Annotated in this window: 16 protein-coding genes; 7 read left to right on the plus strand and 9 right to left on the minus strand. The window is 70.9% G+C overall.

The features are described from left to right. Positions 1–105: 105 nt before the first annotated feature. The 4 genes from E3O19_RS04825 to E3O19_RS04840 form a co-directional block, all read right to left on the minus strand. Positions 106–1314, minus strand: coding sequence for an ABC transporter ATP-binding protein (locus E3O19_RS04825; protein ID WP_241981194.1), 1209 nt, complete (start codon positions 1312–1314; stop codon positions 106–108). Next, a complete protein-coding gene (locus E3O19_RS04830) occupies positions 1311–2951 on the minus strand; it encodes an ABC transporter permease (protein ID WP_134565731.1) in 1641 nt (546 codons plus the stop codon). The genes E3O19_RS04825 and E3O19_RS04830 overlap by 4 nt, the downstream gene beginning before the upstream one ends. Before the next feature lie 11 nt (positions 2952–2962). Then, positions 2963–3991 carry an iron ABC transporter substrate-binding protein gene (locus E3O19_RS04835; RefSeq protein ID WP_241981195.1) on the minus strand — a complete coding sequence of 343 codons (1029 nt, stop codon included), beginning with the start codon at positions 3989–3991 and terminating at the stop codon, positions 2963–2965. Between the two features lie 85 nt (positions 3992–4076). Next, entirely contained in the window at positions 4077–4730 is a 654-nt protein-coding gene (locus E3O19_RS04840) for a TetR/AcrR family transcriptional regulator (RefSeq protein ID WP_134565735.1), read from the minus strand. 41 nt (positions 4731–4771) lie between these two features. On the opposite strand from E3O19_RS04840, the gene E3O19_RS04845 reads away from it, so the two are divergent. After that, the gene (locus tag E3O19_RS04845) at positions 4772–5977 is read left to right on the plus strand and encodes a nitrilase-related carbon-nitrogen hydrolase (protein ID WP_241981196.1); all 1206 of its coding nucleotides are present in this window, start codon (positions 4772–4774) and stop codon (positions 5975–5977) included. Then, positions 5974–7089, plus strand: coding sequence for an agmatine deiminase family protein (locus tag E3O19_RS04850; protein ID WP_134565737.1), 1116 nt, complete (start codon positions 5974–5976; stop codon positions 7087–7089). Before E3O19_RS04845 ends, E3O19_RS04850 begins: the two co-directional genes overlap by 4 nt. 296 nt (positions 7090–7385) lie before the next feature. On the opposite strand, the gene E3O19_RS04855 is transcribed toward E3O19_RS04850, so the two are convergent. From E3O19_RS04855 to E3O19_RS04875, 5 genes are all read right to left on the minus strand, one after another. Beyond that, positions 7386–8267 (minus strand): SDR family NAD(P)-dependent oxidoreductase, encoded by an 882-nt coding sequence (locus E3O19_RS04855; RefSeq protein ID WP_134565739.1) that lies wholly within the window; start codon positions 8265–8267, stop codon positions 7386–7388. After that, positions 8267–9472: a thiolase family protein gene (locus E3O19_RS04860; protein ID WP_134565741.1), complete on the minus strand. Its 1206-nt coding sequence runs from the start codon at positions 9470–9472 to the stop codon at positions 8267–8269. Before E3O19_RS04860 ends, E3O19_RS04855 begins: the two co-directional genes overlap by 1 nt. A gap of 176 nt (positions 9473–9648) precedes the next feature. Continuing rightward, on the minus strand, positions 9649–10446 hold the full coding sequence (locus E3O19_RS04865) for a TrmH family RNA methyltransferase (protein ID WP_134565742.1): 798 nt from the start codon (positions 10444–10446) through the stop codon (positions 9649–9651). A 236-nt stretch (positions 10447–10682) separates the two neighbouring features. Then, positions 10683–12158 carry an NAD-dependent succinate-semialdehyde dehydrogenase gene (locus E3O19_RS04870; RefSeq protein ID WP_134565744.1) on the minus strand — a complete coding sequence of 492 codons (1476 nt, stop codon included), beginning with the start codon at positions 12156–12158 and terminating at the stop codon, positions 10683–10685. Between the two features lie 84 nt (positions 12159–12242). Then, complete coding sequence (locus E3O19_RS04875) at positions 12243–12887, minus strand: hypothetical protein (protein ID WP_134565746.1); 645 nt, start codon at positions 12885–12887, stop codon at positions 12243–12245. Positions 12888–13024: 137 nt separating this feature from the next. Between E3O19_RS04875 and E3O19_RS04880 the strand changes: the two genes are divergently transcribed. From E3O19_RS04880 to dapA, 5 genes are all read left to right on the plus strand, one after another. After that, a complete protein-coding gene (locus tag E3O19_RS04880) occupies positions 13025–13744 on the plus strand; it encodes an IclR family transcriptional regulator (RefSeq protein WP_134565857.1) in 720 nt (239 codons plus the stop codon). A gap of 161 nt (positions 13745–13905) precedes the next feature. Then, a complete protein-coding gene (locus tag E3O19_RS04885; RefSeq protein WP_134565748.1) occupies positions 13906–15249 on the plus strand; it encodes an MFS transporter in 1344 nt (447 codons plus the stop codon). Between the two features lie 244 nt (positions 15250–15493). Next, positions 15494–16984 carry a fumarylacetoacetate hydrolase family protein gene (locus E3O19_RS04890; protein WP_134565750.1) on the plus strand — a complete coding sequence of 497 codons (1491 nt, stop codon included), beginning with the start codon at positions 15494–15496 and terminating at the stop codon, positions 16982–16984. Continuing rightward, entirely contained in the window at positions 16981–17664 is a 684-nt protein-coding gene (locus E3O19_RS04895) for a GntR family transcriptional regulator (RefSeq protein ID WP_134565751.1), read from the plus strand. Before E3O19_RS04890 ends, E3O19_RS04895 begins: the two co-directional genes overlap by 4 nt. 176 nt (positions 17665–17840) lie before the next feature. After that, a complete protein-coding gene (gene dapA, locus E3O19_RS04900; protein WP_134565753.1) occupies positions 17841–18800 on the plus strand; it encodes a 4-hydroxy-tetrahydrodipicolinate synthase in 960 nt (319 codons plus the stop codon).

Consider the following 18800-nt stretch of genomic DNA (forward strand, 5'->3'; position numbering starts at 1 on the left):
GGCCGGCAGATCCGCGTGATTTCCAAGGGCGCGCGCGAGCAGGACGCAGATTGCAGGAGTTATGCACTGCGGAAAGCCCCCCGAGGCGCGGCAGGCCCGACGATGTCAAAGGGCGGCGGGCAGCGACGGATGCCGCTGCGCCGCGGCCAGGGCGGCCGCCGTGAACGCCGTGGCCGTGCCGCGCGCCCGGAGGCTGACCCGGCTGCCGACGACGGTGCCGGTGGTGCCGTGCTGCCTGACGTGCACGATGGTCCCCGGGCTGCCGGCCACATGCAGCCGCACGGCGAGCTGTACCTCGGCGCCGTAGAAGTCGACCGCCTCGACCTGGCCGGTGCAGGTGCCCGTGCCCGTGCCCGTGCCGGTTACGTCGGCGTCGCAGGGCTCCACCACGATCTGTTCGGGGCGCAGCATGATGCACGCGTCCCCGTGCAGGGTGGTCGGGGCGAGCGCAACCTGGCCGAGGGCGCAGGTGGCTACCCCGTTACCGATGGTGGCGGGCAGCACGACGGCGTCGCCGAGGAACCGTGCGGTGAACAGGTCCACCGGCCGCCAGTAGAGCTCCCGCGGCGAACCGACCTGGCCGAGGTGGCCGTCACGGAGCACCGCGAGCTGGTGGGCGAAGCTCATCGCCTCTGCCTGGTCGTGGGTGACGAGCACCGTGGTGATGCCGGCGAGTTCGAGGGTGGCGGCGACGATGTCCCGGGTGGCGGCACGCAGCCCGGCGTCGAGGGAGGAGAACGGTTCGTCGAGCAGCATCACTTTCGGGCGCCGGGCGAGCGCGCGGGCCAGGGCGACGCGCTGCTGCTGCCCGCCGGACACCTCGTCGGGGCGACGGTCGGCGAAGCCCGGGTCGAGCGAGACCATGCCGAGGAGCTCGGCGACGGCCTTCTTGCGCTCCCGGCGGGTACCGCCGCGGAGGGCCGGGCCAAGGCCGAACGCGATGTTCTGCCCGACCGTGAGGTGCGGGAATAGGGCGCCGTCCTGGGCGACGTAGCCGATTTCGCGCCGGTGCGCCGCGACGGCAACGCCGGGGCCCGCGACCAGGCGGCCGTTGACGGTGATCGTGCCGGCATCCGGAAGCTCGAAACCGCTGATCAGGCGGAGGAGCGTGGTCTTGCCGGAGCCGGAGGAGCCGACGATGACCGTGCGGCTGCCCTCCGGCACGGTGAGTGAGACCCGGTCGAGGATGGTCGTACCGCCGAAGCTCTTGCTGACGCCGGCGAGTTCGATCGCGGTCCTGCCGACCGGCATCCGCTCGCCCGCGACGCCCCCCGCCGCGCCCTCGGCCGCGCCGGCCAGGTCCACGGCGGTCACGAGCCGCTCGTCAGGCGGGAGCGGGCGAACAAGAGGTAGGTCACCGGCAGGCTGAGCGCGATCATCAGCAGGGCGTAGGGGGCGGCGCCGACGTAGTTGATGTCATTCACCTTCGACCAGAATTGGATCGCCAGGGTGCGGGTGCCGTTCGGGGCGAGCAGCAGGGTGGCGGTCAGCTCGGTGACGATTCCGAGGAAGACGAGCGCGCCGGCGGCGAGCGCGGACGGGGCGAAGAACCGGGCGGTCACGTTCAGGAACGCCCCGATCGGGTGCTTGCCGAGCGAACGAGCGGCTTCCTCCAGACCCACCGGTACCTGGGCGAGCCCGGCCCGCAGGTTCACGAGCGCCCGCGGCAGGAACATCAGCACATAGGTCGCGATCACCAGCACCACGGTCTGGTAGAGCGGCTGCACGAAACGGATGCTCACCGTCACCAGGGCGAGCGCGGTCACGATGCCGGGCAGCGAGCTGGTGAGGTAGTTGACCGACTCGAGACCGCGCGCCAGCCGGCTGGGGTAACGAACCGCGAGGAACGCGATCGGGAACGCGAGCAGGCAGGTGGCGACGGCGCCGATGAGGCCGTAGCCCACGGTCTGCAGGAACGCTTCGCCGACGACGCCGTCGGTCCAGACCGCGGGGCCGCCCTGGACCAGCCAGCGGATCACGCTCGTGAACGGCACGCCGATCGAAAGCACGAACAGGCCGCCGAGGACGAGATAGCCGAGCGGCGTGAACCGGCCGAGGGACCGCCGCGGGGCGATCCGGGCCACGCCGGAACCGATCCGGGCATAGCGGGCACGACCTCTGGCACCGGACTCACCAACGAGCAGGAAGAGGCAGCAGAGCACGAGCACCCCGGCGAGCGCGTTCGCCGCCGGGCCGTTGAAGGTGGACCGGTACTGCTCGACGATGGCGGTGGTGAAGGTGTCGAAGCGCACCATGGCGAAGGCGCCGTACTCGGCGAGCAGGTGCAGGCCGACCAGCAGCGACCCGCCGAGGATCGGCAGGCGCAGCTGGGGCAGGATCACCCGGAAGAAGACACCCCAGACGCCACTGCCGAGCGAGCCGGCCGCCTCCTCCACGGTGGGGTCCAGCCGCCGGAGCGCCGCCGCGCAGGGCAGGTAGACCAGGGGAAAGTAGGAGAGGGTGGCGATCAGGACGCCGGACCAGAGCCCGTTCAACGACGGGATGGCGCTCACCCAGCCGTAGCTGTTCACGAACGCCGGCACCGCAAGCGGCGCCGCCAGCAGCACGGCGAACACGCGTGCACTGGGCAGCGAGGTGCGGCCGACCAGCCAGGCCGCGCCGACCCCGATGACCGCGCAGAGCGGGACCGTGATCAGGACCAGGCCGACCGTGTTGACGAGGAGCTCGCCGACGCGGGGCCGGAACACCAGCGCCGAGAGTTCGGGCCAGCCGGTGAGGATGCCGGTGACGATGACGTAGCCGAGCGGGAGCAGTCCGAGCAGCGACACCGTGCACGCCACCGCGACGATGAACGCGGAGGGGCGCCTGTTCACCCGGCCGACGACATCCGGGCGCACCGGAGTCGCGGCGGGCGCCGGGCTCTCCGGCAGCGGGGACGCGGAATCCGGGCGTTCGGGCGCCGGGCTCGCGGGTGGCAGGGTGACGGTCATCACTGTTGAGTTTACAGAAGGCCGGCCTGGGTCATCAGATCGGTGACCTTGGTGCTGTTGAGCTTCGACGGGTCGATCTTCGGCGCGTCGAGGTCGCTGATCGGCACGAGCGCGGGGTTCGCGCCGACACCGTCGACGATGGGGTATTCGAACGAGGTACCGGTCTGCAGGATGCTCTGGCCGGCCTTCCCTGTGATGAAGGCAAGGAACGCCTGCGCCGCGACCGGGTTGGGGCTGGACTCCAGCACTCCGCCGCCGGAGAGGCTGAGGAACGCGCCCGGGTCCTGGTTCTTGAAGTACAGCAGCTTGGTGTTCGAGCTGTTCTCGCCGGTGCCCTTCTGGTCGCCGAACCAGTAGTAGTGGTAGATCACGCCGCCGGGGATCTCGCCCGCGTTGATGGCCTTCATCACCGTGCTGTTGCCCTTGTAGATGACGGTGTTGCTTTTCATCGCCTTGAGCCAGGCAGTCGTCGCCGACTCGCCCTTGAGTTCGAGCATGGCGCTGACAATGGCCTGGAAGTCTGCGCCGGACGGCGAGGCCGCCCAGCGGCCCTTCCAGCTCGGGTCGGCGAGGTCGAGCAGCGACTTCGGCAGCTGGTCCTCGGTGAGGAGCGCCGGGTTGTAGGCGAACACGGTCGAGCGGGCCGCGATGCCGGTCCAGTTGCCGGTGCTCGGCTGGAACTGCGCCGGCACCTGGGCGAGGGTCGCCGCATCGACCGGGCTGAAGAGCCCGGCGTTGTCGACGAGGCTTATCGCCGGCGAGTTCTCGGTGAGGAAGACGTCGGCCTTCGACGCCGCCCCCTCCTGCACGAGCTGGTTGCCGAGCTCGGAGTCGTCGCCGTTGCGCAGCGTGACCTCGACGCCGGTCTTCTTGGTGAACTCGTCGGCCCAGGCCTGGGTGAGTTCCTCGTGCTGCGCGTTGTAGACGGTGATGGACCCGGACGGCTTCCCGCCGGACGTTGCCTCGGGGCCGGATGCCGCGCCGTTCGCGCTGCAGGCGGTCGCGCCCAGCACGGTCACCCCGGCGATACCGGCGATCATGGCCCATCTGCGTGTCAGTCTCATCGTGTCGGATGCCCCGTCTGTCGTGCGGGCAGCGCCCGCGATATTATTAGGTAAGCCTACCCTAATCCATCGAGGTCGTTGTCGTGGTGCCGAGAGCCCCGGAGGCGAGGCCGAGTTCGTGTTCGGCCACGGTGCGCACGAGCCCGCGCAGGGATCCGGCGTGGCCGTAGCGCACGACGGCGTGGGCGTTCAGCCCGTCGATGATGCCGAGCAGCTGCCAGGCGACCGCATCGGGGTCGTCGACGGTGAACTCGCCGGCGGCGACACCTGAGCGCAGAAGGCCGGAGACGAAGGCCTGCCAGGCATCCATTTGCACGCCCACCTCGATGGCCAGGGCGGTATTGCGCCGGCCAAAGCTCCAGGCGTCGAGCCAGAGGGCGGTGACAGGGCTGCGGTCCGGCCCGAGCAGGGAGTCGATCAGGGCGCCGAGCGCCGCGACCTGGCGTGCGCACGACGCCAGTTCCTCGGCGACCTCGCCGATTTCAGCCGCAACGATGGCGGCGAAGGTGTCGGCGACCAGCACATCCATGCTCGGCTGGTAGTGGCTGACCAGCGCGGGAGTCACCCCGATCCGGGCGGCGACGCCGCGCAGGGTGATGCCGGCCAGACCGTCGGCCAGGGCAATCTCCCGCGCGGCCGCGGCGACCTCGGCCGCACGGTCGGCCGGCGACTTGCGGCGGGCGCCTGGCCGAGGATCGCTCTGGACGGTTGACATGGGACCTCAGTGTATATAGCTTTGCTTCTACCTTGTTGATCATGCGATCAATTAACCCTCGCAGCCTCACCGGAGATCTCATGCGCCTCATCCCTGCCCCCGACATCGCCGTCCCGCTCACCCGCGTCAGCCCCGAGGCCGCCGCCCCGCTCCGGGTCGCACTCGTGCAGCACCGGTGGCAGGCCGACCCGGCGGCGCTCACCGGGGAGCTGGCCGACGGCATCCGTCTCGCCGCAGCGGAGGGTGCGAAGGTGGTGTTCCTGCCCGAGCTCACCCTGTCCCGTTACCCGGGAAACGAGCGGGCAACGGGTGTCCCCAAGCTCGGCGCCGAGGATCTGCTGACCGGACCGACGTTCGCGTTCGCGGCCGCGCAGGCGCGCGAACACGGCATCGTCGTGCACGCCTCGCTCTACGAACGCCCGGACGACGACGACACCCCGGCCGACCCGCGCGGCTACAACACGGCCATCCTCGTCTCGCCGGCCGGCGCGCTGCTCGGCCGCACGCGCAAGCTGCACATCCCGGTCACCGAGGGCTACTACGAGGACACCTGGTTCCGGCCGGGCCCGGCCGAGGACGCCTACCCGGTCTACGCACCGGACGAGCTCGATGGTGCGCGCCTGGGCCTGCCGACCTGCTGGGACGAGTGGTTCCCCGAGGTGTCCCGGCTCTACGGCCTCGCCGGCGCGCAGCTGCTGGTCTACCCGACGGCGATCGGCTCAGAGCCGGGGTTCCCGGCCTTCGACACCCAACCGATCTGGCAGCACGTGATCGTGGCCAACGGCATCACCAGCGGCCTGTTCATGGTGGTGCCGAACCGGCACGGCGACGAGGGCGACCTGACCTTCTACGGCTCGTCCTTCATCTCCGACCCCTACGGCCGCGTGCTCGCACAGGCGCCGCGGGACGAGTCCGTCGTGCTGGTCGCCGACCTCGACCTGGCCCAGCGCGAGGAGTGGCTCGCGCTGTTCCCGTTCCTCGGCACCCGCCGGCCGGACAGCTATGCCGGTCTGACCGCGCCGGTCGACCCGGCGCGCCCGTTCGGCGCGACGGGGTTCGCCGCAGGTTCCGCCGTGGATTCCGCCGCCGTTTCCGCCGCCGCTTCGGTCGCCGCTTCGGTCGCCGGTTCCGCCGCCGCTTCCGCCGCCGCTTCGGTCGCCGCTTCGGTCGCCGGTTCGGTCGCCGGTTCGGTCGCCGGTTCCGCCGCCGCTTCGGTCGCCGCTTCGCCGAACGAGGCACGGTCGTGACGTGGCGGATGCCGGCCGAGACGGCACCGCAGGACCGAGTCTGGATGGCGTTCCCCGCGTCGGGCTACACGCTGGGCAACGACGCCGGCTCGGCCGCGGAGGCACGTCAGGCCTGGGCCGACGTGGCCCACGCCGTGCTCGAGTTCGAGCCCGTCACGATGGTCGTCGATCCGGCCGAGGCCGCCGTGGCCCGCCGGTACCTGTCCGGGGCGGTCGAGATCATCGAGGCACCGCTCGACGACGCGTGGATGCGCGACATCGGTCCGAGCTTCGTGCTCGACGAGGACGACCCCGGCGCTGGGGAACGCGGCGCGGTCGAACCCGGCGCGGGGGAGCCCAGCGCTGTCGGACCCGGCGCGGGGGAGCCCAGCGCTGTCGAACTCGGCGCGGTCGACTGGACCTTCAACGGCTGGGGCGGCCAGGACTGGGCCCGCTGGGCCAAGGACGCCGAGATCGGCCGCCTGGTCACAGGGGCATCGGGGGCCACCGGCATCCCCTCGCTGCTCGTGAACGAGGGCGGGGGCATCCAGGTCGACGGGCTGGGCACGGTGCTGGCGACCCTGAGCGTGCAGCTGGACCCGGGGCGCAACCCGCAGGCCGACCGCGCCACGGTCGAGGCCGAATTGGCGCGCACGATCGGGGCCACGCACGTGGTCTGGCTGCCGCGCGGGCTCACCCGCGACCAGGAGCGTTACGGCACCTGGGGCCACGTGGACATCGTCGCAGCGATCCCCTCCCCCGGCATGCTGCTGGTGCACTCCCAGGACGACCCGGCACATCCCGACTATCCGGTCACCCGGGAGCTGCGCCGGATGCTGGCCGAGTCGACGGATGCCGCGGGCAGCCCCTGGACCATCATCGACCTGCCCGCCCCGGCCACGCTCTCCGATTCGGAGGGGTTTGTGGACTACAGCTACGTCAACCACCTCGTGGTGAACGGCGGCGTGATCGCCTGCAGCTTCGGCGAGAAACGCGCCGACGAGGCCGCACGGGAGATCCTCGCCGCGGCCTACCCCGGCCGGAGTGTGATCGCGGTCGAGGCCAGGCCGTTGTTCGCACGAGGCGGCGGCATCCACTGCATCACGCAGCAGCAGCCGTCCGTCCCGGCGTGACGATGGCGGCCGCCGCAGCGGCGAGCGCGCCACTTGCGCCGCAACGCTCCTGGCACACCTGGCGCGCAACGGCGCTGTAGGCGCGCTCGAGCCTGCCGCGGCCCAGCCCCGGCATCCAGTCGCGGCACCCGGCACGGCACCCGGCACCCGGCACGTCACTGCGAGCGCGCCACTTGCGCCGCAACGCTCCTGGCACACCTGGCGCGCAACGGCGCTGTAGGCGCGCTCGAGCCTGCCGCGGCCCGATGGTGGCTTCCCGGCCGCAGCATGCGGTCGCGGCGCTGACGGCGATCGGGTCAGCGCGGGGGCATCCGGATGGCGCCGTCGAGCCGGATCGTGTCGCCGTTGAGCATCGGGTTCTCCACGATGTGCCGCACCAGGGCCGCGAAGTCGGCCGGGTCGCCCAGCCGGGCCGGGTGCGGCACGGATGCCGCGAGCGACTCGCGCACGGTCTCCGGCAGTCCCCGCAGCAACGGGGTGTCGAAGATGCCCGGGGCGATGGCGACCACCCGGATCAGCGACCTGGCGAACTCGCGGGCGAGCGGCAACGTCATTGCGGCGACCCCGCCCTTGGACGCCGCGTAGGCGGCCTGCCCGATCTGCCCGTCGAAGGCGGCGACCGAGGCCGTGTTGATGATCACGCCGCGCTCCGGGATGCCGGACCGCGCGCCGGGCGCTGAGCCGGGCTCCGGGGCGGGATGTGCACCGGAGTCTGTCCCCAAGCGGGGGGCGGAGCCGGAGTCTGCGTGCTCGCGAAAGCCCGCGCCTGCACCGCCGACCGGGTCGGTGGCCTGGATCGCTGCCGCGGCCAGCCGGATCACGTTGAAGGTGCCGACGAGGTTGATCCGGATCACCCGGTCGAACTCGTCCAGCGGCAGCGGGCCGTCCCGGCCGACCGTGCGTTGCCCGGGGGCGATGCCCGCGCAGTTGACCACGATCCGCAGCGGCCCGAGCATGGTCGCCGCGTCGACCGCGGCCTGCACGTCCTCGGCGCGGGTGACGTCGCCCGGAACGAACCGGGCCCGGCGGCCGAGCGTTGCGGCCGCCTGATCTCCCGGGGAGCCGGGCAGGTCGAGCAGCACGACGGCTGCGCCGGCCGCGGCCAGGGAGGTTGCGGTGGCCAGGCCGAGACCGGATGCCGCGCCGGTGACGAGCGCGGAGCATCCGTCGATGCGCATCAGAGCCTCTCGATGATGGTGGCGTTGGCCATGCCGCCGCCCTCGCACATGGTCTGCAGGCCCCACCGGCCGCCGGTGAGTTCGAGGTGGTTGAGTAGGGTACCGAGCAGCCGGGTGCCGGAGGAGCCGAGCGCGTGGCCGAGGGCGATGGCGCCGCCGCGCGGGTTGAGCAGGGCCGGGTCGGCGCCCATTTCGCGCAGCCAGACGAGCGGCACGCTGGCGAACGCCTCGTTGACCTCGTAGGCGTCGAGGTCGTCGATGCCGAGGCCCGAGCGTTCGAGGATGCGCCGGGTCGCCGGGATCACGCCGGTCAACATCAGCTTCGGGTCGCTTCCGGTGACCGCGAAGCTGTGGAACCGGGCGCGCGGGTTGAGGCCGAGCTCGGCGGCCCGCTTCGCGCTCATGATCAGGGCCGCGGACGCCCCGTCGGTGAGCGGGGAGGAGTTGCCTGCCGTGATGTGCCAGTCGAGTGTCGGGAACCGGGAGGCGAGCGCGTCGGTGCGGAATGCGGGCGGCAGCCCGGCCAGGGAGTCAAGGGTGGTGCCGGGGCGAATGGTCTCGTCGTCGATGACGACCCGGCCGTCGGGCAGGGTGGTCGGCCGGAGCTCGCCGGCGAAGTCGCCGCGTTCGGCCGCGGCCGCGGCGAGGCGGTGGGAGCGGGCGGCGAAGGCATCCAGCTCGCGGCGGCCGAGCCGCCACTGCTGGTTGATCAGCTCGGCCGAGACGCCCTGGCTCACCAGCCCCTGCGGGTAGCGGGCGTGCATCAGGCTACCGTGCGGGTCCTGGCCGGGGGCCGATCCCTGCTTCGTGCCGAGAGAGGAGCCCAGCGGCACCCGGCTCATCGATTCGACGCCGCAGGCGATGACCACGTCGCAACTGCCGGACATGACCGCCTGCGCAGCGAAGGTGGCGGCCTGCTGGCTCGAGCCGCACTGCCGGTCGATGGTTGTTCCCGGCACCGTATCGGGGAAACCGGCGCTCAGCAGAGCGGTGCGCACCACGTTGTAGCTCTGCTCGCCGACCTGGCTGACGCAGCCGCCGATCACGTCCTCGATCAGCGCGGGGTCGAGGCCGTTGCGGCTGACCAGTTCGCGCAGCACGCCGGCCAGCAGGTCGGCCGGGTGCACACCGGACAGGGCACCCCCCGGCTTGCCCCGGCCCGACGCGGTGCGGACGACATCGACGATGACAGCATCATTGCTCATGCCCTCAGCCTAGGCTTCCGCCCGGTCACCGATGCTGTGCGCCCAGCGAGGGTGGCCAACTCATCAGATGTGACGCGGCATCCGCACTGCACCGCACTGGTCAGGGGAACCGTGCGAGGCCGCGGGTGGATTCCCTGAGTTAGCCACGGCGAAGCGCGGCGACCGGCGGGTGCGGGTCAGCCGGAGAGCGCCCACATCGCGACGGCACTGGCCGCGGCGACGTTGAGCGAATCGATCCCGTGCTTCATCGGGATCTGCACCACGCTGTCGGATGCCGCGAGCGCGTCGTCGGTGAGTCCCTCGCCCTCTGCGCCGAGCAGCAGTGCCAGCCGTTCGTGGTCGGTGCCGCGGAAGTCGCGAAGGCTCACGGCATCCTCGGCCAGGGCGAGCGCCGCCACGTGGAAACCGTGCCGGTCCAACAGTGCGCGGATGCTCGGCCAGTCGCCCACCCGGGTCCAGGGAACCTGCAGCACCGTACCCATCGACACCCGGATGGCCCGGCGGTAGAACGGGTCGGAACAGCGCGGTGTGACCAGGATCGCGTCCGCGCCGATCGCACCGGCCGAGCGGAAGATGGCGCCCACGTTCGTGGGGTCGGAAACGTTTTCAAGGATGACGATCCGGCGGGCGCCCGCGAGCAGGGCGTCGGGGCCCGGCAGCTCGGGGCGGTGCATCGCGGCAATCACCCCGCGGTGCAGGATGTATCCGGTCAACTCCGCGAGCAACTCCCCCGGCCCGACGAACACGGGCACGTCGTCGCCGACGAGCGCCCGCGCCTCCTCGATCGTGTTGCCGAGCGCCAGCACCGACCGGGGCCGGTGCCCGGCCCGCAGTGCACGCTCCAGAACCAATGCCGATTCGGCTATATACAGGCCGTGCTCGGTGCCGCTGGCCTTTTTCAGGGCGACATCGGTCAGGTGGGCGTAGTCGACCAGCCTCGGATCGCTGAGGTCGCTGATCTCGATGACGGGCATCCGCAAAGTCTAGCGGCGCCCCGCGCGACCTGGACGGTCCGCCGGTGCGCGGGCGCCCCGGTGGCCGGGTTCTCGCGTGCCCGGGTGCCCGCGTGCCCGGGTGGCCAACTCAGGAGATCCGGGACCGGGCGAACAGGCCGAGCCCGGACTAGTGCGATGGTTCCCGGATGCCGCGGCAGATCTCCTGAGTTAGCCCCGACTCGGCGGGGCACGGGGGCAACCCGGGCGGGCAGGCCCTAATCGAGGAAGGGGTCGGGGAGGAGCGTGTACTTGGTCGAGAGATACTCGTGGATGCCCTCGAGCCCACCCTCGCGGCCCAGACCGGACTGCTTGACCCCGCCGAACGGCGCCGCCGCGTTGGAGAGCACGCCGACGTTCAGGCCCATCATGCCCGTGTGCAGGCGCTCGATCATCCGGTGTCCGCGGGCGAGGTCCTGGGTGAACACATAGCCGACCAGGCCGTATTCGGTGTCGTTGGCGAGGCGGACGGCCTCGTCCTCGTCGTCGAACGAGGCGATTGCCAGCACCGGCCCGAAGATCTCCTCGCGCAGGATGCCGCTGCCCGGCGCGACGCCCGAGATCACCGTGGGCTGATAGAACGTTCCCGGCCCGGCGATGGCGGACCCGCCGGTCAGCAGCGTCGCCCCCTTGTCGAGCGCGTCCCGCACGAGCGTGTCGGCCTTTTCAATGGCGGCCTCGTTGATCAGCGGGCCGACGCTGACACCTTCCTCGGTGCCGCGGCCGACCGTGAAGTCGGCGACCTTCTCGGTGACGCGGCGGGCGAATTCGTCGACGATGGACCGGTGCACGATGAACCGGTTGGCCGCGGTGCAGGCCTGGCCCACGTTGCGGAACTTCGCGGCGATCGCACCGGCGACGGCCTTGTCCAGGTCGGCGTCTTCGAAGACGACGAACGGGGCATTACCGCCGAGCTCCATCGAGGTTCGCAGCACTCCCTGTGCGGACTGCTGGATCAGCTTCTGCCCAACCGACGTCGACCCGGTGAAGCTGAGCTTGCGCAGGCGCGGGTCGGCGATGATCGGCCCGGACACGGCGGCCGAGGACGAGGTCGTGATCACGTTCACGACTCCGGCCGGCAGGCCGACCTCCTCGAGCAGCCTGACAAAGAACAGGGTGGTCAGCGGGGTCAATTCGGCCGGCTTGATCACAACGGTGCAGCCCGCGGCGAGCGCCGGGGCGATCTTGCGGGTCGCCATGGCGAGCGGGAAGTTCCAGGGGGTGATCAGGAAGCACGGCCCGACCGGGTGCTGGGACACGATCATGCGCCCGGAGCCCTCCGGGTTGGTGCCGTAGCGGCCGGTGATGCGTACGGCCTCCTCGCTGAACCAGCGCAGGAATTCGCCGCCGTAGGCCACCTCGCCATAGGCCTCGGCGAGCGGCTTGCCCATCTCGATGGTCATCAGCAGCGCAAACTGCTGTTTGCGCTCCTGCAGCAGGTCGAAGGCCCGGCGCAGGATCTCGCCACGCACCCGGGGCGGGGTGGCCGCCCAGCCGGCCTGCGCCGCGACGGCAGCGTCGAGGGCGGCTTCGCCATCCGCGACACCCGCGTCGGCGATCGTCTTGATGACCTTGCCGGTGGCCGGGTCGTGCACGGTCAGGGTGGCCCCATCGGCGGCCGGCACCCATTTGCCGTTGATGAACAGCTCATTGGGTATGTGCTGGAGCAGTTCGGCTTCGGTGACATGCGTCATAGGGTCTCCCATACTTGTGTGTGCCCGTCGAGCGACGGTCGAATTCTATCCGGGGCCGTTCGGCAAACCGGCCGCGGCCCGGATTCAGGACCAGGGCAACGGCAGGAGCATCCCGGCGGCCATGGCTATCATCGCCAGCGCCATGCTCACGTGCTGGGTCGCCTCCAGCCTGTCAGTAACGTCGCCTCCCCGCCACCCGGTGCGGCGTTTCGCCGCCCGCACGGCACCGGCCGCGAGGGCGACGGATGCCGCGACCACCAGCCAGCCCAGCAGCACGCCACTGCCGGTCCACGCCAGCCCGTGCCCGGAATGCCCCGCCGCGCCGGCTCCCGCCACCGCAGCTCCGGCGGCCGACCGCCCGGACGCTGACGCGACGGCCCCCGCACTTCCGCCGGGCCCACCGCCCGGCGTCGGGCCCGACAGCATCCCGGCCCACATCACCGCCATCAGCAACAGCGCCGCAGAGTGGTGGGCGGCCGCGACCCGCCGGCGTCGGTCGAGGAGCGCGAGGAGGGCGGCCCCGACCAGCACCGCCACCCAGACCAGAGGGCTGAGCAGGTGCACGTTCGGCAGGACCATGTCGACCGTGGAAGCGGCCATCACCACCATCGCGGGTGCAGCCGCGACGCTGCGCCCCGGCGTGCGGAGCGCCGCGAGCGCGCAGAAGGCAGCCAGGCCGGCCGCCGCTGCGGCGACAGCCATGCAGACGAAGACCCAGATCGCGCTCATTGAGCACCAAGATAGGCCGGTCCGCCCCGTCCGCGTTGATTCTCGGCGCACGGCTGCGGCAACCGGCGCACGGCTGCGGCGATCTGCCGCAAGAGCGCGGGTCACCGTGAACCGGATGCGAGAATGACACGGTGTCGATCCAAACCAGCCAGACCGGCGCGAGCGCCGCGCCGCACTCGCAGACCCTCTCCCGCGGCATCCGCGTGCTGGAGATCCTCGCCGATGCCGACCGCCCGCTGACCATCGCCGAGGTTGCCGCCGCCCTCGGAGTGCACCGGTCGATCGCCTACCGGATCCTCCGCACCCTGGAGGATCACGGCCTCGTGGTGCGGGATGCCGCCGGCGCCGTGCGCCTGGGCCCCCGGATGGCGGCGCTCGCCCGCGGTGTGTCCCGTGACCTGCAGGCCGCGGCGCTGCCCGAACTCACCAGGGTCGCCAACGAACTCGGGATGACGGCCTTCGTCGCCGTGCTCGACCGGCTCGAGGTCGTCACCCTGGTCAGCGTCGAGCCCCGGCAGGCGCAGGCGACCGTGGGCCAGCGGCCGGGGACCCGGCATCCGCTCGCCGTCGGCGCGCCGGGGATCGCCATCCAGTCTCTGCTCTCTCCGACCCAGTGGGCCGATCTCGGCGGCGACGCCGCCCGTCGCGCCGAGGCCGCGGCCATTGGCGCGCAGGGCTTCGCGACGAGCCACGACGAGGTCATCCCCGGCCTGGCCTCCGTTGCCGTGCCGCTGCTCGTGCCGGGTGAACCGCCCGCCGCCCTCGCCGTGGTCTACCTGGCCGGGGCACGCCCGGCGGCCGAACTCGGCGCCCGCCTCCGCCTCGCCGCCGCGGCGATCACGGCCGGGATGCGCTAGGCCGGCCGGTCCGGGCCGGGCCAGGTCACGGTCCGGCTTCGGTCCCGCGCGACGCCACACATAATATACGATTTGTGATACGTTCCTCCCAGATAGTGATGCAGGGCGCCGCCCACACCGCCGAACCGACTTCACCCGCACCGAATACAAGGGAGTATTCCATGGCTCTGACGACCGAACCAACGAAAACGAACGCTAAACGACTCGAGGAACGACGCGTCCTCGTCGGCACCATGGTCGGAACCACGATCGAGTGGTATGACTTCTTCATCTACGCGCAGGCCGCCGGGCTCGTACTCGCCGGCCTCTACTTCGCCCCGCTCGGCAGCGACAACGCCGCGCTCGCCCAGCTCGTCGCCTGGGCCTCGATCGGAATCAGTTTCCTGTTCCGCCCGCTCGGCGCCATCGTCGCCGGGCACCTCGGCGACCGGCTCGGCCGCAAGGCCATGCTCGTGGTCACCCTCGTGATGATGGGCGCGTCGACCGTGCTGATCGGCCTGCTGCCGACCTACGCCCAGATCGGCGTCGCGGCACCGCTACTGCTCATCCTGCTGCGCATCCTGCAGGGCTTCTCCGCCGGCGGCGAGTGGGGCGGCGCGGCACTCATGTCGGTCGAGCACGCACCAGACAACAAGCGCGGATTCTTCGGCGCCTACCCGCAGATCGGCGTGCCGTCCGGGCTCATCCTCGCCACCGCCGTCATGCTCGTCGTGACCAACTCGATGACCGAAGCGGCCTTCCTCGCCTGGGGCTGGCGAATCCCGTTCCTCCTCTCCGTTGTCCTGATCGGAATCGGCTACATCATCCGCCGCTCCGTCAACGAGAGCCCGGTCTTCACCGAACTCCAGGCGCGCAAGAAGGAGTCCGCCGCACCACTGAAGGAGCTCTTCGCGCACAACTGGCGCCAGGTCGTGCTCACCGCCCTCATCTTCATCGCCAACAACGCCGCCGGCTACCTGCTGATCGCCTTCTTCTCCTCCTACGCCACCAAACCAGCCGAAGTCGGCGGACTGGGCATGGAGCGCTCCCCCGTGCTGCTGGCCAGCACGGTCGCCGCCGTCTTCTGGCTGGCAGCCACGATGTTCGGCGGGATCCTGTCCGACCGGATCGGCCGCATCCGCACCTTCCAGATCGGCTACGCCTGGCTCTTCGCCTGGGCGATCCCGATGTTCCTGCTGATCGACACGAAGAACATCGCGCTCTACGCGATCGCCCTGGTCGTACTCGCCGTCGGCCTCGGCCTGTCCTACGGCCCCCAGGCCGCGCTCTACGCCGAAATGTTCCCGGCCCACGTGCGCTACTCGGGCGTGTCGATCGGCTATGCCCTCGGCGCGATCCTCGGCGGGGCCTTCGCCCCGCTGATCGCCCAGCTGCTGCTCGACAAGACCAGCTGGTCACCCTCGATCGGCATCTACATCATGGTGCTCGCCGCCATTTCCTTCGCCGCGGTCTCCGTGGTCAAGGAAACGCGCGGAGTACACCTCGGGGTGTCCGCGCGCGACTAACGGCAGACCGGCGGCAAGGAACGGGGATAGGGGAACGGCCAGAACGCCGTTCCCCTACCCCCGTTCCTTGCCCGTTGCCCGCCGGCCTGACCCGGGTGCGGCGGTCGCCCGGGAAGATTCTTCCCCGGTTTGATTGCCCCGCGACGCAGATCGTATATGATTTGATACATGCCGATCGAGTCGGCCGGCATACCCGAGCAGCGCAGACTTCACCGCTACGGGCTTTCAACCAGAGGAGTGTGGGATGACCGACACCACCGAACCCCCCGAATCCACCGTCAGGGCGCTCGTTGGCGCCCGGCCGGGCAAGGTCATCGCCGTGCACATCAACTACCCGAGCCGCGCCGCGCAGCGGGGACGGGTGCCGGCCCAGCCGTCGTACTTCCTGAAGCCGGCCAGTTCGCTGGCCCTCTCCGGCGAGATCGAACGCCCCGCAGGCACCGAGCTGCTCGCCTTCGAGGGTGAGATCGCCCTGATCATCGGCACGAGAGCACGCCGGGTCAACCCCGTCGAGGGCTGGAACGCGGTCGCCGGGGTCACCGCCAGCAACGACTTCGGAGTCTACGACTTGCGTCACGCCGACAAGGGCTCCAACCTCCGCTCCAAGGGAGGCGACGGCTTCACGCCGATCGGGCCGGCCGTGCTGCCGGCCGGCGAGGTCGACCCGACCGCGCTGCGCATCCGCACCTGGGTCAACGGCGTCCTCGCCCAGGAGGACACCACCGGCACCCTGTATTTTCCGTTTGCTCGGCTCGTCGCCGACCTCTCCCAGCTGATCACCCTCGAACCGGGCGACATCATCCTGACCGGCACCCCGGCCGGCGCCTCGGTGGTGCGGCCGGGCGACGTCGTCGAAGTCGAGGTCGACGCCCCGACGGCGGTTCGGCCTCTGACCACGGGCCGGCTTCGCACCACCGTGGTCGAAGGCACCGTCCCCCTGGCCGGCTACGGCGCTGCACCGCTCATCGATGACCTGCAACGCACCGAGGCCTGGGGTTCACCGGAGGCCGCAGGGCTCGCTCCGCAGGCTCCCGCATTCGTTCTCACCGCAGCCCTGAAGGAGCGCATCAACAGCGTCGGCACCGCCACCCTGAGCGCTCAGCTGCGCAAGCGCGGCCTCAACAACGTGTCGATCGACGGCCTCCGCTCGACCAGGCCAGACGCCCGACTCGTCGGCCGGGCGCGCACCCTGCGCTACCTGCCGAACCGGGAAGACCTGTTCGCGTCCCACGGCGGCGGCTACAACGCCCAGAAACGCGCCTTCGATTCACTCGGGCCCGACGACGTGATCGTGATGGAGGCCCGCGGTGAGCGCGGGACCGGCACGGTCGGCGACATCCTCGCCCTGCGCGCCCAGGTTCGCGGCGCCGCCGGGATCGTGACGGATGGCGGCGTGCGCGACCTCGCGGCCGTCACCGCACTCTCCATTCCCACCTACCACGCCGGCGGGCACCCGGCCGTGCTCGGCCGTCGCCACGTGCCCTGGGACACCGACCTGGCCATCGCCTGCGGCGGCGCCGCGGTGCAGCCGGGTGACGTGATCGTCGGCGACGCCGACGGCCTGCTCGTGATCCCGCCGCACCTGGTCGAGGAGGTCGTCGCCTCCGCCATCGAACAGGAACGCGAGGAGAGCTTCATCGCCGAGATGGTCGCCGCCGGCCAGGGCGTCGACGGGCTGTACCCGATGAACGCGGACTGGAAGGCCCGCTACCGCACCTGGCACGAGGAGAGATGATGACCGTTTCGACGGACTCGGCCACGGTCGGCCTGAGCAAGGCGCAGCTGGCCCACCAGTGGATCAGGTCGCGGATCAGCGACGGCACCTTCAGCCCCGGCTACCGCCTGGTGCTCGGCCAGATCGCCCGCGAACTCGACGTCAGCGCGGTCCCCGTGCGGGAGGCCATCCGCCTGCTCGAGGCCGAGGGCCTGGTCACCTTCGAGCGCAATATCGGCGCACAGGTCGCGATGCTCGACGCCACGGAGTATGTGCACACGATGCAGACACTCAGCCTCGTCGAGGGCTACGCCACCGCCCTCGCCGCGCCCGTCCTCAACGCGGACACGCTCGAACGCGCCAGGCGGATCAACGCGGAAATGGCCGACTGCCTCGACCACTTCGACCCGGCCAGCTTCACCCGGCTCAATCTCGAGTTCCACTCCACCCTGTTCGAGGCCTGCCCTAACCCGCACCTGCTCGACCTCGTGCACCGCGGCTGGAGCAGACTCAGCGCCCTCCGCGACTCCATCTTCAGCTTCGTGCCGGGCCGCGCCCACGAATCCGTCGCCGAGCACACCGCCCTGCTCGACCTGATCGAGGACGGGGGCGACCCGCTGCAGGTCGAACTCGCCGCGCGCAACCACCGCCTCGGCACCCTCGACGCCTTCCTCGCCCGCCAGAAGGCCCCCAGTCCGTAGCCCGGTGGTCGAGCCGGTCGGGACCCCCGCGATCTCGACAGGCGCGATCTCGACAGGCTCGATCACGGAACGACAGGCTCGATCACGGAACGACAGGCTCGATCACGGAACGACAGGCTCGATCACCGGCGGCTCGATCACCGACCATTCATCCACAGTCCCGAAGGGAACACCCATTGAAGTTCCGCAGTGACCCCAGCCAGATCAAGGGCTCCATCGCGCCCCTCATGACGCCGTTCACGGCCGACGGCGCCGTCGACCATGCCGGCCTGGCCAACCTCGTCAACTGGCAGCTGGCCTCCGGCACCCACGGCATCTCGCTCGGCGGGTCGACCGGGGAACCGAGCTCGCAGAGCATCCGCGAGCGCGCCGCAGCGATCCGCACCGCGGCCGAGGCCATCGGCGACCGGGTGCCGTTCATGCCCGGCACCGGGTCGGCCAAGCTCGACGAGACCCTCAAGCTGACATCCGCCGCCCGGGATGCCGGCGTCGACGCCGCCCTGATCATCACCCCGTACTACGCCCGGCCCACCCAGGAGGCCCTCTACGTCTGGTACAAGACGGTGGCCGAGGAGTTCCCCGACCTGCCGATCGTGGCCTACAACGTGCCCAGCCGTACCGCCGTGGACATCGCCCCGGAGACCATCGCCCGGCTCTACCACGATTTCGACAACTTCGTCGGGGTCAAGGAGACCACCAAGGACTTCGAGCATTTCTCCAGGGTGCTGCACCTCTGCGGAAAGGAACTCCTGGTCTGGAGCGGAATCGAGCTGCTTTGCCTGCCGCTGCTCGCGCTCGGCGGCGTCGGCCTGATCAGCGCCACCTCCAATATCGCTCCCGTCGCGCACGTGGAGCTGTACAACGCATGGGTTGCCGGCGATCTCGACCGGGCCCGCGAGATCCATTACGGCCTGCACCCCCTCGTCGACCTGCTCTTCGTCGAGACCAATCCGGCGCCGGGCAAGTGGGTCCTCGAGCAGCGCGGCCTGATCGCATCCGGCTTCGTTCGCCCACCGCTGATCACCCCCACGGATGCCGGACTCGTCACCATGAGGCGGTTCCTGGCCGCCGGCGAGCAGTACCTCTCCCCCGTCGACGGTTTCACCATCGACGGCTTCAGCAAGGCAGGAGCCTGA

Source organism: Cryobacterium algoritolerans, from assembly GCF_004402785.1.
GTDB lineage: Bacteria > Actinomycetota > Actinomycetes > Actinomycetales > Microbacteriaceae > Cryobacterium > Cryobacterium algoritolerans.